This window comes from Pseudazoarcus sp. NS36 (genome assembly GCF_059703705.1).
The window spans coordinates 31,894-57,327 of record NZ_BAAKJA010000005.1 but is presented as its reverse complement, the minus strand read 5'-3'; the positions used below and the strand labels follow the sequence as shown (position 1 = coordinate 57,327).

Here is a 25,434-nt window from a genome sequence, read left to right as displayed (position 1 = left end):
CGCCAACCACAGCCCCGGAGACACCATGTTCGCCCCCCCCGAGCCGATCTATAACGTCGCCGGCATCCGCAACATCGAAGCCCGCGCAAAAGCCAGCGCAGAGCCCTCGCTGATGGAGCGCGCGGGCCGCATCGCCGCCGAGGAGGCGGTGCGCCTGACCATGGATCGCCCCGGCACCATCCTGATTGCCTGCGGCCCCGGCAACAACGGGGGCGACGGCTTCGTCATGGCGCGACGGCTGCTGCAGGCACGCCGCCCGGTGGTCGTGGCTTTTGCGGGGAAGGCCGAGCAGCTCCCGCAGGACGCCCACGCTGCCTATGTAGCCTGGCATGACGCAGGCGGTGAAACGCTTGGCGATCTTCCCGCACCTCCCGCCGAAGGCTGGGCGCTGGTGGTTGATGCACTGTTCGGCATCGGGCTCAAGCGTGCCGTCGACGGGCACTACGCCTACTGGATCGCCCGCCTCAACGCCCTGCCTGGACCGCGCCTGGCCATCGACATCCCGAGCGGCCTGGACGCCGATACCGGACGCGTGCATGGCTACGCCTTCCGCGCCACGCACACCTTGAGCTATCTCGCGCTGAAACCCGGCCTTCTGACGCTGGACGGACCCGACCATGCCGGCGCGGTCACGGTGAACCGGCTCGACATCGACCCCGAAGCCCATCTCCCTGCGGGCGGACTTCGCGTGCGCCCGTCGCTGTTTCGTGAGCACCTGATGCCGCGCCCGTTCAATACCCACAAGGGCAGCTTTGGAGATGCCGGCATCCTCGGTGGCGCTAGCGGCATGAACGGCGCCGCGCTGCTGGCCGGGCGCGCAGCGCTGAAGCTGGGCGCCGGACGCATCTTCGTCGGCATGATGGATCGCGACGCGCCCAGCGTAGACCCCATGCAGCCCGAACTGATGCTGCGCGCACCGGCCGTAGTGCTTGAGCAGGCCGGCGTCTGTGCCGTGGGTACCGGCCTGGGCATCTCCGACGAGGCGCGTCGCGTCGTCGACCGAGCCCTGCCCTTGCCGATCCCGCTGATTCTCGATGCCGACGCGCTCAATCTGATCGCCGAGGACTATCGCTTCGAACAGATCTGCGCCGGACGACACGCGCCGACCATCCTCACGCCCCACCCGGCCGAAGCCGGCCGTCTGCTCGGCAGTAGCTCCGCGACCGTCCAGAAGGATCGCATCGGCTCAGCACTGGAATTGGCCAAGCGATTCAACGCGCTGGTGGCCCTCAAAGGCTGCGGCACGATCATCGCCCTGCCCGACGGTCGCTGGCTGATCAACTGCACCGGCAACCCGGGCATGGCTACGGCCGGCATGGGAGACGTTCTGACCGGTATGATCACCGCACTGATCGCGCAGCATTGGCCGCCCGAAGCCGCCCTGATTGCCGCCGTGCACCTGCACGGCGCGGCTGCCGACAGGCTGGCCGCCGCCGGTGTCGGCCCCATCGGACTGACCGCCGGCGAAGCCATTGATGCAGCCCGCGCCACCTTCAACGCGTGGATCACCGAAGCCAACGCCCCTGCGCCCGAAGCGCTCTGATTCACGCCAACACGGACACCCACCCCATGCTCAACGCCCTTCAGCTCCGCATCGAGATCCAGCGCAGCGTGTCTGCCGCACTGGCCGAGGATGTCGGCACCGGCGACCTCACCGCACGCCTGATCCCGCTCGAAACCGACGCACGTGGCCGCGTCATCACGCGCGAAGCCGCAGTGATGTGCGGGGCTGCCTGGTTCGACGCAACCTTTGCCGCACTCGACCCCACCGCAACCGTGCTGTGGGACGCCAAGGACGGCGACATGCTGGAACCGGGCCAGGCACTGTGCGACATCGTCGCCAACGCGCGCGTGCTGCTCACCGCCGAACGTACCGCACTGAACTTCGTGCAGCTCTTGTCCGGCACGGCCACTGTCACGCGTCGCTATGTGGACGCCATTGCCGGCACCCGTGCAAAGATCGTCGACACCCGCAAGACCCTGCCCGGGCTGCGCCTGGCCCAGAAATATGCGGTTGCCACCGGCGGCGGCTGCAATCACCGTGTCGGCCTGTACGACGGCATCCTGATCAAGGAAAACCACATCATCGCGGCCGGCGGCATCGAAGCGGCCGTGGCGCGGGCGCGTGAACTGGCCGCGCCGGACGTGTTTATCGAGGTCGAGGTCGAGACCCTCGCCCAGCTCGAAACTGCACTTGCTGCAGGCGTGAAGATGATCCTGCTCGACAACATGGAGCTCGACACCATGCGCCGCGCCGTCGAGATCACCGACGACCGCGCAGAACTCGAAGCATCGGGCGGCGTGAATCTCGATCGCGTGCGCGCCATCGCCGACACCGGCGTACACCGCATCTCCATCGGCGGGCTGACCAAGGACGTGCGCGCCATTGATCTGTCGCTGCGGCACGTCGAAGAGTAAGTGCACCCGCCCGGCCGTCGGTCGCTTGAAAGGCGCACCGATTGCCGGTCGACACAGCATCTGCCTGGCCGGCGCTACGGCTCACGCTTGCACTCCCTCGCCAGCGCTACCTGCAACTGAAATCGCACGTGTCGTGCTTCAGCCTTGCGGGCGGAACATTCCGGGCGGTCACAGCACGCTGAGCAAAGTGAGCCCGACAGGCTGGGAGCATCGCCGCGCGAGCAACGGCCGATATATACCGCAGCAATGCATGTCCGCAGATGGGTGCGGCGTGCACCGAGAGAATCAGCGTCCGGTGCAGCCACTAAAAAACAGGTATTGACATATCGAAAAATATCGATATAGTTGCGCCATGGACCTGCTTACCGTCTTCAAAGCCCTATCGAACCGCACCCGTCTTGAAATCCTCAAGGGTTTGAAAGATCCGGTGAACAGCTTCCCGCCGCAGGACGAAGGGGACGTTTTCACCGTTGGGGTGTGCGTCAGCAGCATCCAGGAAGGCGTTGGACTGTCGCAGTCCACGGTGTCCGATTATCTCGCGACGCTTCATCGAGCGGGTTTGGTTGAAGTGAGGCGCATCGGTCAATGGACGTACTACAAGCGGAATGAAGCAACGATCCGAGCGATCGCCAAGGCCATAGGAGAAGATCTGTAGTTTTTTTTGTCTTTGTATATCGTTATTTCCCGATATCCCTTTTTTTAGAAACAAGAAAAGCATTCAAGAAACGGCGGTTCAAGCAGTTCGCCGCTCAAAGTCGTTCAAACGCCCTAACGAACGCAAAACAGGATGGAGCACCTGCTCGATCCCAACCATTTGATAAGAGGTAGTGAAATGAAAGCGATGATTCTCAAGAAGTTTGGCGGTCACGACAGCTTCGAGCTGCAAGATGTGGCCATTCCGGCAGTAGATAACGATGAGCTGTTGGTGCGTGTGATTGCCACTGCCATCAACCCCCTCGACTACCAGATTCGCCGAGGTGACTATCCCGAATATGTTCCCCTGCCCGCCATCACCGGCCATGACGTTTCCGGGGTGGTCGAGAAGGTCGGGCCCGGCGTGAGGGACTTCAAAGTGGGCGACGAGGTGTTTTACACGCCCAAGATCTTCGGCCCCAAAGGGGGCTCGTACGCGGAGTACAACGTCGTGCCGGAAGCATTGGTGACGCACAAGCCAGTGAATCTGTCGCACGAAGAAGCTGCTTCCATGACCCTCGTGGGAGGAACGGCGTGGGAAGCCCTTGTCACGCGGGCGAAGTTGAGTCCTGCTGAGTCAGTCCTGATTCATGGTGGCGCCGGGGGTGTCGGCTCCATCGCAATTCAACTGGCCAAAGCAATGAGCGCCATCGTCTATACAACGGCCCGAGGCAATGATCTGGAATTTGTTCGCCAACTGGGGGCAGATCACGCCATTGACTTCACCAGCACAAACTACATCGACGAGATTGCCCGCTTGACGGATGGCAAAGGAGTGAATGTGGTGCTGGACACGATCGGGGGCCTGACGCTGAGCCAGTCCCCTCACGTCCTCGGTGACGGCGGCCGAGTCGTTACTTTGGTCGATCTGGCGACGCCACAGAACCTTGTCGCGGCATGGGGCGTGAACGCCGAGTACCACTTCGTCTTCACGCGTCAGAACCGAGGCAAGTTGCAGGCTCTCAAGACGCTGCTTGAGACTGGCCGCATCCGCCCTGTGGTTGGTGCCCGGTTCACGCTGGCCCAGATCCCGGAGGCTCACGCCGCGTTGGAGAAAGGTGAGGTGGGTGGCAAGCGGCTGCGCGGGAAAGTGGTGATTTCGGTTGCTTGATCGAGAGGCACCCTGGCGGGACACCCCGCCAGGGTCATGGAGTCATACCGACTCCATCGCCAGGAACACTTTTCAAAGCGCGCCGCTTTCTTCCTTGCCTTCGAGAAAGATGACCTCACGCCGGTATGCAGGCAGCACCGGAGACGCCCCCAGGACGTGCGTTTGAACTGGAAGCTCCAAAGACAAACCGCTGAGAACCAGCGCCGTCGAGGACGTGACTCGGCTCCGGATTCGAGCGCCCACGCCTGCGGACATTTCTTGGTGGAACTTTGATTTCAACGCGGGTGGCGGACATTTCGCTCATCGGGCAACCTGCCGTCCGCCAAGCGATTACCGGAGACAATCATGCCTACTACTGAACAAGTCCTCGCCAGCCATGAAGCCGCTCTCGGCGAACAAGACGCTGACAAGGTTTCCACCCACTATGCGAGGGACGCCGTGCTCATCGTCAATGGCAGTACCTACGTCGGCCCGCAAGAAATCGCGTCGATGTACGCAGAGCTCTTCAAGGCGCTGCCCGATGCGACATGGAGTACGGACGCGGCGGTGATACACGAAGACTTGGCTTACGTGGAATGGGCATGCAAATCTGCCACATCAAAAGTCGAATTCGGAACCGATACATTTGTCGTATCCGATGGACTGGTCACGCGGCAAACCGCGAGCTTCACGATCATTGCTGAAGGGTGACGAAGTGCTGAGCGAGCGGGGTCGAACACCTTGTCCCTGATCGGCACGCTTGCGTGCGTGCGGCGCTCTCGATCCGACGTACGTTGAGGCGGATCGGCGGCGAGAAAGCCGGATGGGGTTTTGGAAATCATCGGCCCAGAATAAAAAAGAGCCACCTCGCGGTGGCTCTTTCTGCACTTCTGTCAGTTGAGGTGCTTCAAGATGAACGCTTTGACTGCGGCCACATCCGGCGCCATCACCTCGACGTGCTGCGGCAGGTCTTCCATGCCCTCGAAGCCATCCGGGCGGATCGGCTCCCGGCCCAGGGCCTCGCGAATGGTTTCGGCAAACTTCACCGGCTGGGCGGTTTCGAGCACCACCATCGGCATGTCGTCGGAGAGGTTCTCCAGCGCAACCTTTACGCCGTCGGCAGTGTGGGTGTCGATCATCACGCCGTATTCCTCCCACACCTTGCGGATGGTCGCGAGACGGTCGGCATGCGAACTGCTGCCCGACGTAAACGCAAAATCCGGCATGCGCTTGATGTAGGGCGTCTCGTTGAGGTCAAAGGCGCCACCGGCATCCACCTCGCGCCACAGCTCGGCCACCACTTTCGGGTCGCGCCCGACCAGATCGAACACGAAGCGCTCGAAGTTGGAAGCCTTGGAGATGTCCATCGACGGGCTCGACGTAACGTGTGTCTCGGCCGTTGCACGCGGGCGATAGACGCCGGTGCGGAAGAATTCGTCGAGCACGTTGTTCTCGTTGGTGGCGAGGATCAGGCGTCCGATCGGCAAGCCCATCTGGCGCGCGATGTGGCCTGCGCAGATGTTGCCGAAGTTGCCCGACGGCACGCAGAAGGCGACTTGTTCATCGTTGCTCTGCGTCGCCGCGAAATAGCCCTTGAAGTAGTACACCACCTGCGCCGCGACGCGCGCCCAGTTGATCGAGTTCACCGCGCCGATGCGGTTTTTCGCCTTGAACGCGGCATCGTTCGACACCGCTTTGACGATGTCCTGCGCGTCGTCGAACATGCCGGTGACAGCGATATTGAAGATATTGGGGTCCGTCAGCGAATACATCTGCGCCCGCTGGAAGGCACTCATGCGCCCGTGCGGCGACAGCATGAACACACGCACGCCGCGTTTGCCGCGCATCGCATACTCGGCTGCCGAGCCGGTGTCGCCAGAGGTCGCGCCGAGGATGTTGATCTCCTCGCCACGCTTGGCCAGCACGTATTCAAACAGGTTGCCAAGCAGCTGCATGGCCATATCCTTGAAAGCCAGCGTCGGGCCGTTGGACAGTTCCAGCAGGGCCAGACGACCAGGCTCCAGCCACGCGACCGGCGTGATGTCGCGCGCATCGGCGCCATCGCGCACATGGCGGTAAACGTCCGCGGTGTAGGTCTTGTCGCAGATGGCCTTCAGGTCAGCCGGCGGAATGTCGGTGATGAATTTCGACAGCACCGCAAAGGCCAGCTCCGCATACGAGAGCGTGCGCCAGGCGTCGAGCTCGGCACGCGTCACCTGCGAATAGGATTCGGGCAGGTACAGGCCGCCGTCCGGGGCAAGCCCGCCAAGCAGGATGTCGCAGAATTCGGGGCCGGCGGGCTGGCCGCGTGTCGAGAGGTATTTCACGGGAGTTTCCTGAAAAGCCGACGAAAAGACAGCCGCGGATTATCCCGCCCACTGCCGCCGCTGTCCAATGCACGGGCCAGCATTCATCCGGTTTCCTGGCCTGGCCGCATACCGCACTGCCCGAGCAGATCCTGCCAGGCGCGGGTATGGCGTGCCACGGCAAGATCGAAACGCCGCCACAGACTCTGCTCATCCTCGTCCCCAAGCGTCGTGCGAGCGTAGGCGACAACCGCCTCGCGACGCCCCCCGCCAATCGCCGCGAGCGCGCGCAGCGGCGGCATCAGCTCGCGCCGCACGCGCTGCAGATCGGCCAGATAGGGTTGTACGCGACCCACGTACACGCTCATGAACATGCCACGCATGTTCTCCGCCGCGCGCGGCTGTACGTCCGGCCTGGCGCACATCGGGCGATCCCCGAGCCGCGCCTCGATCAGGCGTGACGCATCATCCAGCCGCGTCGTCGCCAACACCGCGCCACGCAAGACCTGCCCGGCCATCGGCCGCGCGTGCCAGCGCTGGTAGACGCCGTCGAGCGCCTTCACATCCACCGTCACATCGCCCCCCTGCACGCGCCCGACCACATCGACCAGCGCACGCAGGTCTGCCGCCAGGGTGCTGGCCATGTCGCGGTCCGGTTCCACGGCCAGCGCGCCGCGCGAGCGCGTCAGAAAATCCTCGATTTCGCTCGTTCCCCACACGGCATTCCACGCCGCATCCGGAATCTGCGCGCGTTTGGCCTCGATGATCTCGCCAATGCGCGCCGCCAGCGCTTCGCTCTCGACCTGCTCCACACACTCCGCGGCTGCGCGCAGAAAGCGCACTTCGTAGTCGAGCACCGTGGCCGGATGCATGACCCGCCCCATGATCGAATTACGCTCACCGACGACATGCTGCAGCTCGCAGCCATACAAGCCGAGAAAGTCCAGCATGCTCACGTCAAGCGCCGGAATGTCACTCACGCGCTCACGTCTGCGCGGCAACTGGGCGACGGTAGGGACGGGACTGAGCTCGGCTTCGCCGTCGAGCACCCGTGCGCTGCGCTCGACGTACTCGTCGAACATGCCCTCGGGAGACGCAAACGGATCGCACCCGGCTAGCATCCAGGCCGCGAGGAACAGCACGAACAATCTGCGGGGAGCGGGCATGACGGTTGACAGGAAACGGGGCTCAGTCGGGTTGACCGCCGCCAACCGCTAGCGGTTCGGCGGACAACATCCGCTCACACCGGAAAGGGATTCGCAGACAGCGGCGAGCCATGAACGGTGCGCCGCAACTGCACGGCCATGTCGGCCACGAAGCGCACGTCGAGTGCCTGCAGATCGACCAGACAACGTCCTGCCCGTTCGGTCTCGCCCGCCAGCACGTGTGCTACCAGGGCGCCGGCCACGTCGTGCATCTGCCGGTGCAGCGCGGCCACCTCGCCGACTTCCCGGCCCGCGCCAGCCCCCCACAGCTCGACCCCCTCGCAACAGCGACAGTTCTGCAGCCCGGTTTCCGGCACCGCGCCCTCCCCGTGCTCGAACCAGCTTTGCAGGCGCGACAGCCAGGCACGCTGCTCGACCCCGGATCGCAACAAGGCAAGACCGTTGGCATCCAGCGCCCGTGCCTCGGTCCACGCCACATCGGGTCGCCAGTTCAGCCGCCACTGCGCGATCTCGCCTCCGGGCATCGGGCGTGCAATGCCGTAGCCCTGTGCCAGCTCACACCCCAGGTGCAGCAGCAGCAGACCGTGCTCCAGGGTTTCCACCCCTTCGGCAATGACTTCCCGGCGAAACGCGCGGGCCAGACCGAGAACGCCTTCGAGAATCGACAGATCATCCGGGTCGTGCAGCATGTCGCGCACAAAGCCCTGGTCGATCTTGAGCACATCGGCCGGCAGTCGCTTGAGATAGGCCAGCGAGGAGTAGCCGGTGCCGAAATCGTCGAGCGCCACCCGCACACCCAAGCGGGTGCACGCTTCGATGACCGACGAAGCGCGCGACACGTCCGACAGCGCACTGCTCTCCAGCACCTCCAGCTCCAGCCAGCCAGCCGGCAATGCGGGATGACGCGCAAGCGCGGCCTCCAGCCGCTGCATAAAGGCCGGGTGCTGCAGAAAGTGCGCAGACACGTTGACGCTGACCGGCAGGCCCATCCCCTCTGCCTGCCACTTCTCGCCCTGCTTGAGTGCGGCCTCGATCACCCATTCGCCAACGTCGATCTCCAGCTGGTGCTGTTCGATCACCGGCAGGAACTGTGCGGGTGACAACAGCCCCTCGCCGGGATGCTGCCAGCGCAGCAAGGCCTCCACGCCCACGACCTCGCCGCTGCGCATGTTTACTTTGGGCTGGTAATGCAGCACGAACTCCTCGCGCTTGAGCGCCAGGGCAATGCGCTTGAGCTGCTCGTGCTGACCACGCAGCAACTGATGCTGCTCCAGGTCGAACACGTGGAAACGATTGCGACCGGCCAGCTTGGCCTGATACATGGCCTGATCGGCCTGACGCAGCAACTGCTCGGCCTCGACCGGCTCGCGCTGCGGATAGAAGGTGATGCCGACACTGCTCGTCACATGCAGATTCAGCCCGCCGACCTCGGCTGGCCGGTCGATGGCTGCAATCAGCCGCCGCACCAGACTCATGCAGATTGCCGGCGTACGCACGTCGGAGAGCACCACGACAAACTCGTCGCCCCCGACGCGCGCCACCGTGTCGCCCTCGCGCAAGCACGTCTTCATGCGTCGCGAGACTTCCACCAGCAGCTTGTCGCCAACGCCGTGACCGTGCCGGTCGTTGATCTCCTTGAAACCGTCCAGATCGAGATAGGCCAGCGCGAGCTGTCGCTCACCGCGCTCTGCCCGATACATGGCCTGCCCGAGACGGTCTGCCAGCAGTACCCGGTTGGGGAGATTGGTCAGTGCATCAAAGTGGGCGATATGCAGCAATGCCCGGTCATCGCGCTTGAGCCGCACAATGGCGTAGCCGAAAGCGCCGAGCATGATCAAGGCCACCGCGCCGACTGCCCGCACTTCATTCCACCACGCAGCCAGATAATGCGACTCGGCGAACGCCACCTGCACGTAGAACGGATAGCGCTCCATGACCCGAAAGCTGCCGATGCGCTCCATGCCGTCGGTACTGGCCGTGTAGCGCAGCGTACCGGCGCGCTCCCCGGATTCGACACGCTGACGGATGGGATTTTCGGGTGGCAGTGGCTGATTGAAGTCGCTCTCGTTCAGCGGCGGCTGTCGCTGCAGCAAGGTCAGATCATCGCTTCGGCGCAGCAACACGACCCCGCCCTTGCCGACGTCAATGCTGCGGAACAGCTCGCCGATAGCGTCGATGTCCATCACGGCCCCGACAATCCCGCGAAAGCGTCCGTAGGCATCACGCATCGGGTAGGCCATCGCAATTGAGCGGCGTCCGGTGGTTCCCGCCACCCGTACTACGGAAAACGCCACGCGGGCTGCAGGGTCGTCACGCAGCCCGCGAAAATGGACCAGATCACCGATCTCGACCGCGCCCTCGACGGGCCGCGAAGAGGCCACCAGTCGGCCATCGGCATCAAAAACATTGAGCGCTGCGATCTTTTCGAAGCTGCCCTCAAGGCGCTGCAGCAAAAACTGGACATCACGGACTTCTTCACGCCCGGCGTCCCGCAGCTGGCGTTGCGAGGCAATTTCACGCTCGATAAAGGCCAGCAGCCCTTCGATACGCTCGAAGTCGTTGGAGAGGCTGGACTCAATGACCTGCACCAGATTGCTGGTCGTCAGCGTAGCGGTTTGAACCGCCTGACGATGCGCCGCCAACAGAAACGCCCCCAGCACCCCGAGCAGAAGCAACAAGGCGCCCGACAGCCATATGACTGCGGACGCCGGCCGTACAGAAACCGGCTTATCCGGCATTGTGGCGCGCACGCGGGTTCTGCTTCGGCTTGGGTTCATCAAACAGGCTGTTTGTGGGGAGGCAACGCGACGATACGACACCTGTCGGCAACGTGCACCAAAACCATTCTGCCAGTGTCGATATCCCGCAACGCAGCTGTGGTACTGGAACGACGCAGCAAAGAAAAAAGCCGCGGGCGTGGCCGCGGCTTTCCGGGGATGTACGCCGGAAGGGCTTACTGCAGGCTCTCCATGCGCAAACGGCGAATCTGGCCGCGCACCACGTTGAGTGCCTCGATCTGACGGATCGCGGCATTGGCGTTCCGCTCCACCGTGCGGTGCGTGAGCATGATGATGTCGGTGCGCGATTCGCCCTCTTCGGCCTGCTTCTGGATCATGGCCTCAATGGAGATCCCGCTGTCGGCCAGGATGCGCGTGATGTCGGCGAGCACGCCGGGCTTGTCGTCGACGCGCATGCGCAGGTAGTAGGACGTGATGACGTCCTCGATCGGCAGCACCTTGACGTCGTGCACCTGATCGGCCTGGAAAGCCAGGTGCGGCACGCGGTGCTCGGGGTCGGCGGTGTGGAGCCGCGTGACATCAACGAGGTCGGCAATAACCGCACTGGCGGTCGGTTCGGCACCGGCGCCCTTGCCGTAATACAGCGTGGGGCCGACGGCGTCGCCGTGCACCAGCACCGCGTTCATCGGGCCTTCGACATTGGCGATGAGGCGGTCTTTCGGCACCAGCGTGGGATGCACGCGCAATTCAACACCTTCCGGGCGCATCTTGGCGATGCCCAGCAGCTTGATGCGGTAGCCGAGCTGGCCGGCATAGGCGATATCGACGCTTTCCAGGTCGGAGATGCCTTCCACATGGGCGGCGCCGAACTGCATCGGCACGCCGAAGGCGATGGCGCTCATGATCGAGGCCTTATGCGCCGCGTCTACGCCCTCAATATCGAAGGTCGGATCCGCTTCGGCGTAACCCAGGGCTTGAGCTTCCTTCAGCACCTCATCAAAGGGCAGGCCCTTGTCGCGCATTTCCGACAGGATGAAATTGGTGGTGCCGTTGATGATGCCGGCGAACCATTCGATGCGGTTGGCCGACAGGCCTTCGCGCAGCGCCTTGATGATGGGGATGCCGCCGGCCACGGCCGCTTCGAACGCAATCATCACGCCCTTGCGCTGCGCGGCTTCGAAGATCTCGTTGCCGTGCATGGCCAGCAACGCCTTGTTGGCGGTGACCACATGCTTGCCGTTGGCAATCGCGTTCATGACCAGCTCGCGCGCGATGCCGTAGCCGCCGATCAGCTCGACGACGATATCCACTTCCGGATCGGCCACCACCGAGAAGGCGTCATCGGTGATGCGCACGCCCTCACCGGCCACACGACGGGCGTGTTCGAGGTTCTTGTCGGCAATCACGCTGATGCGGATCGGACGGCCGGCGCGGCGGGAGATTTCTTCCTCGTTGCGCTTGAGTACGTTGAAAGTGCCACCGCCGACGGTGCCGATGCCGAGAAGACCTACGTTGATTGGTTTCATGTTCTGCCGGAAAAGGATTGGAAATGCAGCGCCGCTCAAGCGCGCTCAGGTGCCGTGACGTTTGCGGTAGCTTTCGAGGAAACGGGCGATGCGGCCGATGGCGTCGTGCAGGTCGTCTTCATGCGGCAGGAACACGACCCGGAAGTGGTCCGGACTCGGCCAGTTGAAGCCGGTGCCCTGCACCAGCAGCACACGCTCTTCCTCGAGCAATTCGGCGATGAAGGCCTGATCGTCCTCGATCGGGTACACCTTGGGATCGAGCCGCGGAAACATGTACAACGTGGCCTTGGGCTTGACGCAAGTAACGCCGGGGATAGCCGTGATCAGTTCATAGGCCAGATCGCGCTGGCGCCGCATGCGTCCGCCTTCGGCCACCAGGTCGTCGATGCTCTGGTAACCGCCGAGCGCAGTCTGGATGGCGTACTGGCCCGGCACGTTGGCGCACAGGCGCATCGAGGCCAGCATGTTCAGGCCTTCGATGTAGTCACCCGCGCGACGCTTGTCGCCACACACCACCATCCAGCCGGCGCGGTAACCGCAGGAGCGGTAGTTCTTCGACAGGCCGTTGAAGACAATCGTCAGCACGTCCTCCGACAGCGCCGCCAGCGAGGTATGCACCGCGCCGTCGTACAGCACCTTGTCGTAGACCTCGTCGGCGTACAGGATCAGATCGAACTCTCGGGCCAGCGCGATGATGTCCTTGAGCACCGCGTCGGGGTACAGCGCGCCGGTCGGGTTGTTGGGGTTGATGACCACGATGGCGCGGGTGTTGGCGGTGATCTTCGCGCGCATGTCGGCGATGTCGGGCAGCCAGCCGTTGCCCTCGTCGCACAGGTAATGCACCGGGCGCCCGCCCGAGAGGCTCACCGCGGCGGTCCACAGCGGGTAATCCGGCGCCGGCACCAAGACTTCGTCCCCGGCGTTGAGCAGCGCGTTCATGGCCATCACGATCAGCTCGGACACGCCGTTGCCGAGATAGATGTCCTCGATGTCCACACCCTTGATGTTCTTCTGCTGGGTGTAGTGCATCACTGCCTTGCGCGCAGAGAAGATGCCCTTGGAGTCCGAATAGCCCGAGGAATTGGGCAGATTGCGGATCATGTCCATCTGGATTTCTTCGGGCGCGTCAAAACCGAACGAGGCCAGATTGCCGATGTTCAGCTTGATGATGCGATGCCCCTCGTCCTCCATCTGGCGGGCGCGTTCGAGCACCGGGCCACGGATGTCGTAACAGACATCGGCGAGCTTCAAAGACTTGCGGATCGCACGCCCCTCGGGGCCGGCGCCGACCAGCCCGGCCTCGGCGGGCGAAACCGGTGCAAGCGAAAGTTTGCTGGTCACAGTCATGGTGCCCGTCCTATGGGAATGAGGTCGCGCTAAAGGTCTGCTGGACTGCCCGGGCGCGAAAGGCCGGATCCGTCGTGCGGAAAAGGCTTCAATGGTACCGAAGCCGCGGGTTTCCGGCAATTTGCGGCTGTTCGGGCTTCACCAGAACAATGCCAGCAGTACCACACCCAGTACCACCCGATAGATCACATAGGGCAGCATCCCGGTGCGTGACAGGAGCCGGATGAAGAGACCGATGCAGAGATAGGCCGACACGCCCGCGACCAGCGCGCCAAGAGTCAGCGTACCCCACGCCACCGGCGCATCCGAGGCCAGCAGATCGCGCCCGACCAACACGTTGGAGGCAAGCAGGGTCGGCACCGACAGGAGGAAGGAGAAGCGCGCGGCGGCCTCGCGCGTGAGGCCCAGCATCAGCCCGGCGGTGATCGTGATGCCTGAACGTGAAGTACCCGGAATCAGCGCCAGCGCCTGCGCCAGACCGACAAAGACGGCCTCGCGCCAGCCGATGGTGAATTCGTCGCGCCGACGCTTGCCGGTCGCATCGGCCCACCACAGCACCAGGCCAAACAGGATTGCAGTGACACCGATGACCACCGGACCACGCAACGCCGTCTCGATGAAGGACTTGCCGACCAGCCCGAAGAACACGACCGGCAGCGTACCCAGCACGACCGCCCAGGCGAGCTTCGCGTCCGGCGTCCAGCGCCCGGCCAACGAGCCGAAGCCGGCAGTCGTCATGCGCACCAGCTCGTGGCGGAAATACACCACCACCGCCGCCAGTGTGCCCAGATGTACGGCCACGTCGAAAGCCAGCCCCTGATCAGGCCAGCCGGTAAGCACCGGCACCAGGATCAGATGCGCCGAGCTGGAAATCGGCAAAAACTCGGTGACCCCCTGGATCAGCGCAAGAATGACGGTCTGAAAGGTGTCCACCGGGGCTCCGCAAACAGGATCAGCCGAGCATGATAGCCCATGCTGCCGGCGCTCGCGGCAGCCGGCACAAGGCCAAATGCAACGATTGTCAATGTCGTGGAATGTCCGCTACGCTGGTGCCACACACAACAAGAAACGGAGCCGCAATGAGCGACACCAGCCCTGCCCCCGACTTCAGCCTCCCCGCCACCGGTGGACACAGCGTCAGCCTCTCGGCGCTGCGCGGCAGCAAGGTCGTGCTGTACTTCTACCCCAAGGACAGCACGCCCGGCTGCACCAACGAGAGCAAGGATTTCCGGGATCTCCATGGCGACTTCGCCGCAGCCGGCTGCAAGGTATTCGGCGTCAGCCGTGACAGCATCAAGTCGCACGAGAACTTCAAGGCCAAGCTGGAACTGTCCTTCGAGCTCATTTCCGATCCCGAGGAAGTCGCCTGCGAGGCCTTCGGCGTGATGAAGCTGAAGAACATGTACGGCAAGCAGGTGCGCGGCATCGAGCGCTCCACCTTCCTGATCGACGCACAGGGCAACATCGCGCAGGCGTGGCGCGGTGTGAAGGTCCCCGGCCATGCGGCCGAGGTTCTTGCTGCCGTGCAGGCCCTGTAACCCTTTCGCCCACAAGGCACTCCCGAGAGACCACTCGAATGACCAAGCGCGCCGCCCGCAAGTCTGCCTCCAAGTCCAAGCTGTTCGTCCTCGACACCAACGTGCTGATGCACGACCCGACCAGCCTCTTCCGCTTCGAGGAGCACGACATCTACGTGCCCATGATGACGCTCGAAGAGCTGGATTCGAACAAGAAGGGCATGTCCGAAGTTGCACGCAATGCCCGTCAGGCCAGTCGGACCATGGACGAGATCGTGTCGTCCTCGGAAGACGGCATCCGTGAGGGCATCGCACTCGAGGAACCCTCGCACGGTCTGGCCAGCGGCAAGCTGTTCCTGCAGGCCGAAGCCATCAACTTCCAGTTGCCCGAGGCTCTGCCGACGGTCAAGGGCGACAACCAGATCCTCGCGGTGGTGATGCATCTGGCCGAAACCCACCCGGGCCGGCCGGTGATCCTGGTGTCGAAAGACATCAACATGCGCATCAAGGCCCGCGCGCTGGGCATCGAAGCGCAGGACTACTTCAACGACAAGGTGCTCGAAGACAGCGACCTGCTGTACACCGGTTCGCGCGAGTTGCCCGCCGACTTCTGGGACGCCCACGCCAAAGGCATGGAGTCATGGAAGGAAGAGAGCCATACCCGCTACCGGCTGCGTGGTCCCCTGGCGGCTGACCTGCTGCTCAACGAGTTTCTCTATCAGGACGGCGACAGCCCGCTGCAGGCCTGGGTGCGCGAGAAGCGCGGGAACACGGTCGAGATCGAGTCTCTGACCGACTACAGCCACAGCAAGAACAGCGTGTGGGGCATCACCGCCCGCAACCGCGAGCAGAACTTCGCGCTGAACCTGCTGATGGACCCGGAGATCGATTTCGTCACCCTGCTCGGTCAGGCCGGCACCGGCAAGACCCTGCTCACGCTGGCCGCGGCCCTCACGCAGGTGCTGGAGACCAAGCGCTTCTCCGAAATCATCATGACCCGCGTCACCGTGCCGGTCGGCGAGGACATCGGCTTCCTGCCCGGCACCGAGGAAGAGAAGATGGCGCCGTGGATGGGCGCACTGGAGGACAACCTCGACGTGCTCAACGGGACCACCGGCGAGGGCGGCGAATGGGGCCGCGCGGCCACGCGCGACCTGATTCGCAGCCGCATCAAGATCAAGAGTCTGAACTTCATGCGCGGGCGCACCTTCATCAACAAGTTCCTGATCATCGACGAGGCGCAGAACCTCACGCCCAAGCAGATGAAGACGTTGATCACGCGCGCCGGCCCCGGCACCAAGGTGGTATGCCTGGGCAACATCGCGCAGATCGACACGCCCTACCTGACCGAAGGCAGCTCGGGTCTGACCTTCGTGGTCGACCGCTTCAAGGGCTGGACACACTCGGGCCACATCACGCTACAACGTGGTGAGCGCTCGCGACTGGCGGATCACGCGGCCGAGGTCTTGTAGCCGCAACCCGCACACCGGAGGAATCCGATGGAACAGACCGCTCCACAGATGCTGGCCAGTGCCAACCTCGAATTCCTCCGGCGCTATACGCCGTTCGACACCCTGCAGCCGGAAGCGCTGCAGTTTCTGGCAGAGCGCGTACAGCTCAGCCACCACCCCGCCGGCAGCGAGATCCTGACCCCCGAAATGGGTCCGCCGCGGCACTTCTTCATCATTGAACGCGGCAGCGTTCAGGCGCTACAACACGGTTCCTTGGCCGGCAGCGACTACGAGACCCTCACGCTGGGCGCCGGCGAATGCTTCCCGATCGGTGCCCTCTCGGCACAGCGCCCGACCACCAACACCTACACCGCCATCGAGGACAGCTACCTCTACGAGCTGCCCGCCGCCGACTTTCTGGCGCTGATGCAGATGAGCCCCGAGTTCCATCTGTTCTGCACACGCTTCATCGCCAGCCTGCTGGGCCAGTCACGTCAGCAGCTGCAGGTGACCTTCACGCAGCGCGCCGCCGAACAGCAGACCATGACGACCTCACTCGGACGCCTGCTCGCGCACGAACTGATCAGCGTCCCGCCCGATACGCCGACGCGTACCGTGCTTGAGCAGATGGCCGAGAAGCACATCGGCTGCATGGTGGTGGTCGACCCCGAGCGCCGCCCGGTAGGCATCCTGACGCAGAGCGACATCATCCCGCGCGTGGTGCTCGCCGAGGCCGATCTGGCCGCGCCGATCGAATCGCTGATGACCAAACAGCCATTCACGGTGCCGACTACCGCCACGGCTTACGACGCCGCGCTGGAGATGGCCACGCACGGCATCCAGCATCTGGTTGTGGTGGATAGCCAGGGGCACGCCGCCGGCGTGGTGTCCGAGCGAGACCTGTTCTCGCTGCAGCGCATCAGCCTGCGTCAGATCCGCGCCAGCATCGATGGCGCGTCCGACATCGATGCCCTAGAACGTGCCGCGCGCGACATCCGGCAGCTCGCGCTCAATCTGATTGCCCAGGGCATCGCCGCGGAACAGCTCACGCAGTTCATCTCTGCACTGAACGACGCGCTCACCCGCCGCATCATTGACATCGAACTCCAACGCCACGGTCTGCAGGACGTCGATTACGCCTGGTTTGCCTTCGGCTCCGAAGGTCGCCACGAGCAGACGCTATCGACCGACCAAGACAACGGCCTGCTGTTCAGCGCCCCTGACGCGCAGATCGATGCCTTGCGCAAGAAATTGTTGGCCTTTGCCGGGGACGTGAACCAGCATCTTGCCGCCTGCGGTTTTCCGCTGTGCAAGGGCAACATCATGGCCAGCAACCCCGAGCTGTGCCTGACCCTGGATGAATGGCAGACACGCTTCGCCAAGTGGATTCGCACGCCCGAGCCGCAGGCGCTGCTAAACGCCTCGATCTATTTCGACTTCCGCGTACTGGCCGGCAACGAACGCCACGGCGAGGCCTTGCGCGACTGGCTCGGTGAAGCTGCGCGCAAGAACCAGACCTTCCTGCGACTGATGGCCGAGAACGCGCTCAAGGTCACGCCGCCGCTGGGGCGCTTCCGTGACTTTGTGGTCGACGGAGACGGCCTGATCGACCTCAAGAAGTCCGGCGCCCGGCTGTTCGTCGATGCCGCACGCATTTTCGCCCTGCGTTCCGAGGTCGGCGCCAGCAGTACCGCCCAGCGCCTGCGCCAGGCCGGCGCCAAGATGGGCATTCGCAGCGAGGAGATCTCGGCCATCATTGATGGCTTCCACTTCATCCAGCTGCTGCGTCTGCGCTCCCAGCATCTGGACACCGAGCACGACGCCCCCGGTGACAACTGCGTGCGGCCTGAAGACCTCAACGAGCTGGACCGCCGCATCCTCAAGGAAGCCTTCCGGCAGGCTCGCAAGCTGCAACTGCAGCTCAAGCTCGATTACCAGCTATGAAATGGCTCAGCCGACTCCTGCCGGGCCGCCGCAAGGAATCCGCACTACCGGCAGATCTGCGCGAAGCGCTGGCGCACTGGAGCAGCCTGCCGCCGGCCAGTCTCGACCGCACCCACAGCGAAACCCGCTATGTCGTCCTCAACACCCGCGCCAGTGGCGTCAGCGCAGACCGCGACACCCTGCAGTCGGTCGCTGCAATCGCCATTGAGGGCGGGCGCATCGACCCCGCGCACAGCCTTCATGCCGTGCTTGATGACGCGGCCGAGACGCATCTCACCGAACTGATCAGCTTCGTCGGTTCCGGGCCGGTCGTGGTGTTCAACGCCGAACTCAACCGTGCCCTGCTTGAACGCGCCTTCCGGCAACATCTGGGCATCACACCAGAATGGCTGTGGCTTGATTTGTACTGGCTGCTGCCGGCGCTGTTTGGCGAAGCACACGCCAAGCCCGTGCGGCTGGCGCAATGGATGGACAGCCTGGGCTTGGGCACCTTCCAGCGCTACCACGCACTCGGTGACGCCTGGGTGCTCGCCCGCCTGTTGCTGGCGCTGCAGTCGCGTGCGCTGGCCGAAGGGCGCAGATCCCCGCATGCACTGGCCGACCTCGAAGCCTCGCTACGGGCCGTCGTCACCCGTTGAGAAAATAACGACATTCGCATGCATTGCGGCTTGGCCGTATCATCCCGACTGCGCAGCGAAAGCCGTCCATCGGACGGTATCCGTCGGGAGGGCGAGCGATGTGGGTGATGTGGCTGTTGTTCACCGTCGGATCGGTGCTCGGCATTCGGGCCTACCTGCGAGTGCGCAAACTCGAAGCGCAGCTCGAAGAACTCCGGCAGCAGCTCACACCCGCAGCGCCTGAAACCAGCACGGCTGCACCCTCGCCTGCCGTAACCCACCCCACCGAAGAACTCCTCGACCTGCCGATCGAACGTCTGTTCGGTGAAGCGCCCCCGCCTGCCCCACCCCCTGCGCCTGATCGCGTAAAGCCGAGGCGCAGCGCCCTGCCGCAGATCAACTGGATGATCTGGCTGGGCGGCGCCTGCGTGGCTCTCGGCGGTCTCTTCATGGTCCGCTACAGCATCGAGCACGGCCTGCTCGGGCCGACCGCGCGGGTTGCGCTCGGGCTGGCCACCGGCCTCGGTCTGCATGCGCTGGCCGAATGGCTGCTGCGGCGCGCCGGCCCGCACCCGGCGTTTGCGGCACTGGCAGGCGGCGCAACGATCACGCTGTTCGGCGCCGTGCTGGCCGCCCTGCATCTCTACAAACTGATTCCGCCCGGCCTGGCTTTCGGACTGCTGGCGCTGGTGTCGGTCGGCACCATGCTGCTGTCGCTGCGTCAGGGGCCGATGCTCGCCGCGCTGGGGTTGATCGGCAGCTTCTGCGTGCCGCTTCTGGTGTCGACCGGCAGCGGCAACATCGTTGCGGCCATGATCTACGCGTTGATCGTCGGCTTCGGTGGGCTCTTGTTGCTGCGTTATGTCTGGCGGCTGTGGCTGTGGTGGGGCGTGCTGGCCGGCCTGATAGGCTGGTGGATGCTGTCCATGCTCGCTACCGGTGCCGATGACTTTCGCGGCATCTACCTCGCCATTGCAGCCTACCTGCTGGCAGCCGTACCGGGCCGCGACTGGCTGATGCAGGCGCGTACCACAGAGAATGATGAAACGATTCCAGCCCGCCCCGACGCTCTGCAGATCGGCTTGATCGCGGTTTCGCTGGCCTGGGGCATGTCGATCTGGGAAGCCGGCCCCGACCACCTGCAGGCCTGGCAATGGGCGCCGCTGGTAGCCGTGCTGGCCTTGTCGGCGCGGCATCAGCCTTCACTGCGCCTGTTGCCGTGGGGCAGCCTGCTGGTCGTTTTTGCGGCCGTGCTCGGCATGCACATGGACATGCTGCTGCACGATTTCCGGCTCGTCCTCAGCTTCCCGCCCGAGGCGGTCCCGGCGCTGCAGCGTTTCGGCATGTGGATGGCCCTGGTGTATGTAGTTGCCGGCATGGCGATGCTGCGTCTGGCCGGCAGTGCTCACGCCTGGGCATCGCTTGCCGCACTGTCACCGGTTTTGTGGCTGGGCCTTGCCTATGTGGGCAGCGGGCCGCTGGCCGACGACGTGCAATGGAGCGTCGCAGCGCTCTCGCTCGGTGCCGTCACGGCGGTTCTTGCGGGTGTGTGCGCACGCCGCGCGCATCGTGCACTCGTGCCGTGGCTGATGCTGGCCAGTCACGCCGCCTACTCGCTGGCCGCAGCCATGGTGCTCGAGGAAGCCGGCCTCACGCTCGCCATCGCTGCGCAGCTGATCAGCCTGGTCTGGCTGATGCGCCGTTATCACGTCGATCTGCTGCACTGGGCGGTCAAGGGCGTGCTGACGGTGGTCGTGCTGCGGCTCACGCTCAACCCGTGGGTCGTGAGTTACGCGCCCGACGTGCACTGGACACTATGGACCTACGGCGGCGCCACGCTGTGCTGCTTCATCGCTGCGCGCATCGCGGGCGCAGAGCACCGGCTCCGCGAATGGCTCTCGGCCGCGACCATCCACCTGCTGGTGCTGACGCTGGGTGTGGAATTGCGCTACTGGCTGTACGACGGCAACGTGCTGGCCGCGCGCTACACGCTGACCGAAGCCGCCATCCACGTTTCCCTGTTTGCCGCACTGGGCTTGAGCTACCGCCACCGAGAGCGTTTTGCCGAGCAACTTGCTCCGCTGTACCGCATCGCCTCTCAACTGCTGCTGGCGCTGTCGCTGGCGAGTTTCCTGATGGTAGTCACGCTGCTGAACCCGCTTTTCGGTTCGGATGAGGTGTCCACGCGGCCGATCATCAACCTGCTGTTGCTGGCCTACGGGGCGCCGCTGCTACTGGCCTGGATCGTCGCCCGCATCGGTACACCGCGCGAGCGCAACTGCGCGCTATGGCTGCTCGGGCTGGGCAGCGTGTTATTCGTGAGTATGGAGATCCGCCATCTGTGGCAAGGCGATGTCACGCTGGGCCGTGCCACCGGAAACGGCGAGATCTACACCTACTCGGCCGTCTGGCTGTTGATGGCGGCTGGTGCGATTGTCGCGGGCACCTTGCGTGCCTCACGACGCATGTTGCACGGCGGCTTCGCGCTGTTGGCGATCGTGATCCTGAAGATCTTCCTGATCGATCTGTCGGGGCTCGACGGCCTGCTGCGCGTGGCGTCCTTCATGGGCCTCGGGCTGGCCCTGCTGGCTCTGGCCTGGCTACGCAGCCGGCTCGGAGCACCGCTCACCGCACAGCCCGAGCGCTGAGCGGCTTACTTGCCGCTCTTGCAGTTCACACTGCAGCTGTCACAGCGCGACTGGGGGATGCTGCGCCCCAGTGCCTGCTCCAGCGCACACACCGAACGCCGGCAACACACCACCATGACGCCTTCCCGGCTACCCAGTTCGCGGAAACGCTTCATGACGTTGTGGCCGAGAAAATCGGTAAACAGGATGACGATCTCGATACCCGACGGCAGCGGTGCGCTGCGCCGTTGATGACTGCTGTCGCGCCCGCTGACGTGTTGAGCGATACGGATGCCGAAGCGATCCAGCACCGTCGGAATATTGCCAAGACGATCAGCCCCGACCAGTAGTGCATTCATGATATTTGCCTTGTTGCGAATGATTCGCACTAACATTAAATCAAAGATCTCCAGATTGCAATTAGGAATTCTTCTCGTTACCATTCGCACACCCGTTACAACTCTCAACAAGGCCAAAAACGATGAAAAAACGTGCACTTCTGGTCACGCTCCTCGCCGCCATCGGCATCCCCGCCACCTCCATGGCGGCCGACAAGGAGCTGAATATCTACTCCGCGCGCCACTATCAGACGGACGAGGCCCTGTACGGCGAGTTCACGCGCCAGACGGGCATCAAGATCAATCGCATCGAAGCCAAGGAAGACGAGCTGATCGAGCGCATCAAGAATGAAGGCGCCAACAGCCCGGCCGACATCTTCATCACCGTCGATGCCTCGCGTCTGGGCAACGCCGACAGCATGGGCATGTTCCAGAAGTTCTCGTCCGACGAACTGAACGCCCGCGTGCCGGCCCACTTCCGCACCGACACCTGGATTGCCTTCTCGACCCGTGCCCGCGTCATCATCTACAACCCGGAGCTGGTCAAGGCTGAAGACGTGCAGACCTATGAGTCGCTGGCCGACCCGAAACTCAAGGGCAAGGTGTGCACGCGTACCGGCGCCCACCCGTACAACCTGTCGCTGGGCGCAGCCCTGATCCATCACATCGGCGCCGAGAAGACCGAAGAGTGGGCCAAAGGCATCGTTGCCAACTTCGCACGCGCTCCGAAAGGCGGCGATACCGACCAGATCCGCGCTGTCGCAGCCGGTGAGTGCGGCGTGGCGATCGCCAACAGCTACTACTTCGCGCGCCTGATGAACTCGCCGAAGGCCGAAGACAAGAAAGTGGTCGAGTCGGTCAAGTTCGTGTGGCCGAACCAGCAGAGCTGGGGCACGCACGTGAACGTCTCCGGCGCTGGGGTGCTCAAGAACGCGCCGAACAAGGAAGCGGCCGGCAAGTTCCTCGAGTACCTCGCCTCGGATGATGCACAGCGCTACTTCGCCAACGGCAACAACGAGTGGCCGACGGTGCCGGGCGTGAAGGTCGACAACGCCGCGCTCGACAAGCTCGGCAGCTTCAAGGCCGACAACATGCCGGTGTCCGAACTGGCCAAGAACGTGCCGGAAGCCCAGAAGATCTACGACCGCGCCGGCTACCGCTGATCCGCGTCGCTACGAAGTAAAAACGCCAGCCCGAGGGCTGGCGTTTTTTTTGGTGCTGGGCGCTTTGAACGCCAGTGCCGGAGGACTCAAGGCTGCTCGTCTGCCGCCGTACTCTCGGCCTTGGCGCTGAGCGCCAGCGCCACCATCGCGGCACGCGATTCCGGTGTTTCCAGGCTGATGCGCCCGAGCGGCCCCGCCCGAAAGTCGTTGAGCAGGATCTGCGCCGCCTTCTCGACGTCCATGCCACCGCCTTTGACCAGACAGCCGCGACGGCGGCCGACTTCCTCGACCACGCCCCAGGCATCGACCTTGGCCGGATCGAGCTTGTAGCGCTCGCCCAGGCTCTGCGGATAGCGCGCCAGCAGTACGCCGGCGAGGAATTCGGCCACCTCTTCGTCGATCACCGCATTGCGACCGATCGCGTGGCAGGCGGCGAGCATGAAGCCGTCGGAGTCGTAGTCGATCTTCGGCCACATCATGCCCGGCGTGTCGGTCAGCGTCATGTGGTCGCCGAAGTCCAGCGTCTGCTGCGACTTGGTCACCGCCGGCTCGTCGCCGACCTTGGCCACCTTGCGTTTGAGCAAGGCGTTCATCAGCGTGGATTTGCCGACGTTGGGGATGCCCATGATCATGATGCGCAGCAAGCGCGTGCCGTCGCTGCGGTGCGGCGCGAGCTTCTGGCACATCGCCGGCACACGCGCGACGTCGCTCGGGTTCTTGCACGACAGCGCCACCGCGCTGACACCCGGCTGCGCGTTGAAGTAGGCCAGCCAGGCCTTGGTCGCCACCGGATCGGCCAGATCGGCCTTGTTCAGGATCTTCAGGCACGGGCGCTGACGGAAGCGGCGCAACTCGCCGATCATCGGGTTGCAGCTCGCCTCGGGAATGCGCGCATCGACCACCTCGATGACCACGTCGGTGCGTGCCATCGTCTCGGAAGCTTTCTTGCGCGCCGAGGTCATGTGACCGGGAAACCACTGGATCGGCATCGGAAACCGCTTTTTCTGTAAAGGCTGGATTATCCCTGATCGCAGCGCCGACCGCGAATCGCTGCAACGCAGCTTAAAATGCGCGCATGAACTCACCGAACCCCGACGCGGTCATTGCCGCAATGCGCCACTGGCTGGAACAGGCCGTCATCGGCCTGAACCTCTGCCCGTTTGCCAAATCCGTGTATGTCGCCAATCGCGTGCGCTTTGTCGTCAGCGATGCACGCCACCTCGACGCTTTCCTTGAGCAGCTCGACGAGGAAATCGGCTTTCTCGCCGCCGCCGATCCGAAGGAGGTGGATACCACCCTGCTGATCCACCCGACGATGTTCGACGATTTCGAGACCTTCAATGACATCGTCGGCATCGCCGAAGAAGCCGTTGAAGAGCACGAGCTCGACGGTGTGCTGCAGGTTGCGAGCTTCCACCCGCAGTTCCAGTTTGCCGACACGGAAGCCGATGAGCTGGGCAACTACACCAATCGCGCGCCCTACCCCACGCTGCACCTGCTGCGCGAGGCCAGTATCGAAGGCGCACTGGCGCACTACCCGGACGATCCGGATTCGATCTTCGAGCGCAACATCGAAACCATGGAAAAGCTTGGCCAGGCAGGTTGGGACGCGCTGGGCATCAAAGCGGCGAAGGACAAGGCATGAGCCGCAAGCCCCGGCCCGCCGCAAGCACGGAGCTGCCGCCCGAAGTCCGGCCCGGCCAGTCCGTCGAACTGCTTCAGCAACTGCACATCCTCACGCGCGACGGCAAGCTCAACCAGGACTCGCGACGCAAGCTCAAGCAGGTCTATCACCTCTATCAGTTCATCGAGCCGCTGATGAACGAGGTGTTCGAGGCGCGCGGCGATCTGTCGCTGGTCGACCACGGCGCCGGCAAGTCCTACCTCGGCTTCATCCTGTATGACCTGTTCCTGAAGTCGCGCGAGGCCGGCCACATCTACGGTATCGAGAGCCGTCCGGAACTGGTTGCCAGCTCGCGCGAGCTGGCCGAACGCCTGGGCTTCGGCCGCATGTCGTTCCTGGACCTGACGGTCGAGCAGTCCATCGCGTCACCCGAACTGCCCGCGCAGATCGACATCGTCACCGCGCTGCACGCCTGCAATACCGCCACGGATGACGCCATCCGCTTTGCGCTGGCCAAGCAGGCGCGTTTCATCGTGCTGGTGCCGTGCTGCCAGGCCGAAGTCGCGTCTGTGATGCGTCAGCACAAGAACGAGAGCTTCGGCCGCACGCCGCTGTCGGAGATCTGGCGCCACCCCATCCACACCCGCGAATTCGGCAGCCAGATCACCAACGTGCTGCGCTGCCTGCTGCTCGAAGCGCACGGCTATTCGCTGTCGGTGACCGAGCTGATCGGCTGGGAGCATTCGATGAAGAACGAACTGATCGTCGCCCGCGCCACCGGCAAGCCGCGCGGCAACGCACGTGAACGGGCCCAGGCCATTCTCGACGAGCTGAATCTGGCCGATCTGCACGAACGCTTCATCTACTGA

21 protein-coding genes are annotated in these 25,434 nt (G+C 64.0%); 13 read left to right on the top strand and 8 right to left on the bottom strand.

Features of this window, described 5'->3' with window-relative positions:
* Positions 1–25: 25 nt before the first annotated feature.
* The 5 genes from AC6H0R_RS08980 (at position 26) to AC6H0R_RS08960 (ending at position 4,912) form a co-directional block, all read left to right on the top strand.
* A complete protein-coding gene (locus tag AC6H0R_RS08980) occupies positions 26–1,543 on the top strand; it encodes an NAD(P)H-hydrate dehydratase (RefSeq protein ID WP_497581028.1) in 1,518 nt (505 codons plus the stop codon).
* A 26-nt stretch (positions 1,544–1,569) separates the two neighbouring features.
* On the top strand, positions 1,570–2,418 hold the full coding sequence (gene nadC / locus AC6H0R_RS08975; protein ID WP_497581027.1) for a carboxylating nicotinate-nucleotide diphosphorylase: 849 nt from the start codon (positions 1,570–1,572) through the stop codon (positions 2,416–2,418).
* Between the two features lie 352 nt (positions 2,419–2,770).
* The gene (locus AC6H0R_RS08970) at positions 2,771–3,073 is read left to right on the top strand and encodes an ArsR/SmtB family transcription factor (RefSeq protein ID WP_497581026.1); all 303 of its coding nucleotides are present in this window, start codon (positions 2,771–2,773) and stop codon (positions 3,071–3,073) included.
* A gap of 132 nt (positions 3,074–3,205) precedes the next feature.
* On the top strand, positions 3,206–4,222 hold the full coding sequence (locus AC6H0R_RS08965; RefSeq protein WP_497581025.1) for a zinc-dependent alcohol dehydrogenase family protein: 1,017 nt from the start codon (positions 3,206–3,208) through the stop codon (positions 4,220–4,222).
* A 345-nt stretch (positions 4,223–4,567) separates the two neighbouring features.
* Positions 4,568–4,912, top strand: coding sequence for a nuclear transport factor 2 family protein (locus AC6H0R_RS08960; protein WP_497581024.1), 345 nt, complete (start codon positions 4,568–4,570; stop codon positions 4,910–4,912).
* 182 nt (positions 4,913–5,094) lie between these two features.
* On the opposite strand, the gene thrC is transcribed toward AC6H0R_RS08960, so the two are convergent.
* The 6 genes from thrC to AC6H0R_RS08930 all read right to left on the bottom strand — a co-directional run bounded on the left by thrC (position 5,095) and on the right by AC6H0R_RS08930 (position 14,217).
* Positions 5,095–6,528, bottom strand: a complete 1,434-nt coding sequence (gene thrC, locus AC6H0R_RS08955) for a threonine synthase (protein WP_497581023.1) — start codon at positions 6,526–6,528, stop codon at positions 5,095–5,097.
* Positions 6,529–6,611: 83 nt separating this feature from the next.
* Positions 6,612–7,673 carry a DUF3080 domain-containing protein gene (locus AC6H0R_RS08950; protein ID WP_497581022.1) on the bottom strand — a complete coding sequence of 354 codons (1,062 nt, stop codon included), beginning with the start codon at positions 7,671–7,673 and terminating at the stop codon, positions 6,612–6,614.
* A 74-nt stretch (positions 7,674–7,747) separates the two neighbouring features.
* Positions 7,748–10,351, bottom strand: a complete 2,604-nt coding sequence (locus AC6H0R_RS08945; protein WP_497581021.1) for a putative bifunctional diguanylate cyclase/phosphodiesterase — start codon at positions 10,349–10,351, stop codon at positions 7,748–7,750.
* Positions 10,352–10,626: 275 nt separating this feature from the next.
* Positions 10,627–11,937, bottom strand: coding sequence for a homoserine dehydrogenase (locus tag AC6H0R_RS08940; RefSeq protein WP_497581020.1), 1,311 nt, complete (start codon positions 11,935–11,937; stop codon positions 10,627–10,629).
* 45 nt (positions 11,938–11,982) lie between these two features.
* Positions 11,983–13,284, bottom strand: a complete 1,302-nt coding sequence (locus tag AC6H0R_RS08935) for a pyridoxal phosphate-dependent aminotransferase (RefSeq protein WP_497581019.1) — start codon at positions 13,282–13,284, stop codon at positions 11,983–11,985.
* A gap of 138 nt (positions 13,285–13,422) precedes the next feature.
* Positions 13,423–14,217 (bottom strand): undecaprenyl-diphosphate phosphatase, encoded by a 795-nt coding sequence (locus tag AC6H0R_RS08930; protein WP_497581018.1) that lies wholly within the window; start codon positions 14,215–14,217, stop codon positions 13,423–13,425.
* A 146-nt stretch (positions 14,218–14,363) separates the two neighbouring features.
* Between AC6H0R_RS08930 and AC6H0R_RS08925 the strand changes: the two genes are divergently transcribed.
* From AC6H0R_RS08925 to AC6H0R_RS08905, 5 genes are all read left to right on the top strand, one after another.
* On the top strand, positions 14,364–14,822 hold the full coding sequence (locus AC6H0R_RS08925; protein WP_497581017.1) for a peroxiredoxin: 459 nt from the start codon (positions 14,364–14,366) through the stop codon (positions 14,820–14,822).
* A gap of 38 nt (positions 14,823–14,860) precedes the next feature.
* Complete coding sequence (locus tag AC6H0R_RS08920) at positions 14,861–16,273, top strand: PhoH family protein (RefSeq protein WP_497581016.1); 1,413 nt, start codon at positions 14,861–14,863, stop codon at positions 16,271–16,273.
* A gap of 27 nt (positions 16,274–16,300) precedes the next feature.
* Positions 16,301–18,196 (top strand): DUF294 nucleotidyltransferase-like domain-containing protein, encoded by a 1,896-nt coding sequence (locus AC6H0R_RS08915; protein WP_497581015.1) that lies wholly within the window; start codon positions 16,301–16,303, stop codon positions 18,194–18,196.
* The gene (locus AC6H0R_RS08910) at positions 18,193–18,834 is read left to right on the top strand and encodes a 3'-5' exonuclease (RefSeq protein ID WP_497581014.1); all 642 of its coding nucleotides are present in this window, start codon (positions 18,193–18,195) and stop codon (positions 18,832–18,834) included. The genes AC6H0R_RS08915 and AC6H0R_RS08910 overlap by 4 nt, the downstream gene beginning before the upstream one ends.
* Positions 18,835–18,932: 98 nt before the next feature.
* Complete coding sequence (locus tag AC6H0R_RS08905; RefSeq protein ID WP_497581013.1) at positions 18,933–21,461, top strand: DUF2339 domain-containing protein; 2,529 nt, start codon at positions 18,933–18,935, stop codon at positions 21,459–21,461.
* Between the two features lie 5 nt (positions 21,462–21,466).
* Here the strand turns inward: AC6H0R_RS08905 and AC6H0R_RS08900 are convergent, their stop codons facing one another.
* Entirely contained in the window at positions 21,467–21,799 is a 333-nt protein-coding gene (locus AC6H0R_RS08900; RefSeq protein WP_497581012.1) for a DUF2325 domain-containing protein, read from the bottom strand.
* A gap of 122 nt (positions 21,800–21,921) precedes the next feature.
* Here AC6H0R_RS08900 and AC6H0R_RS08895 point away from each other — a divergent pair, with 122 nt between their 5' ends.
* Entirely contained in the window at positions 21,922–22,941 is a 1,020-nt protein-coding gene (locus tag AC6H0R_RS08895) for a Fe(3+) ABC transporter substrate-binding protein (RefSeq protein WP_497581011.1), read from the top strand.
* 86 nt (positions 22,942–23,027) lie between these two features.
* On the opposite strand, the gene ylqF is transcribed toward AC6H0R_RS08895, so the two are convergent.
* The gene (gene ylqF / locus AC6H0R_RS08890) at positions 23,028–23,930 is read right to left on the bottom strand and encodes a ribosome biogenesis GTPase YlqF (RefSeq protein WP_497581010.1); all 903 of its coding nucleotides are present in this window, start codon (positions 23,928–23,930) and stop codon (positions 23,028–23,030) included.
* 86 nt (positions 23,931–24,016) lie between these two features.
* On the opposite strand from ylqF, the gene AC6H0R_RS08885 reads away from it, so the two are divergent.
* Positions 24,017–24,586, top strand: a complete 570-nt coding sequence (locus tag AC6H0R_RS08885; RefSeq protein ID WP_497581009.1) for a DUF1415 domain-containing protein — start codon at positions 24,017–24,019, stop codon at positions 24,584–24,586.
* Complete coding sequence (locus tag AC6H0R_RS08880; protein ID WP_497581008.1) at positions 24,583–25,434, top strand: class I SAM-dependent methyltransferase; 852 nt, start codon at positions 24,583–24,585, stop codon at positions 25,432–25,434. Before AC6H0R_RS08885 ends, AC6H0R_RS08880 begins: the two co-directional genes overlap by 4 nt.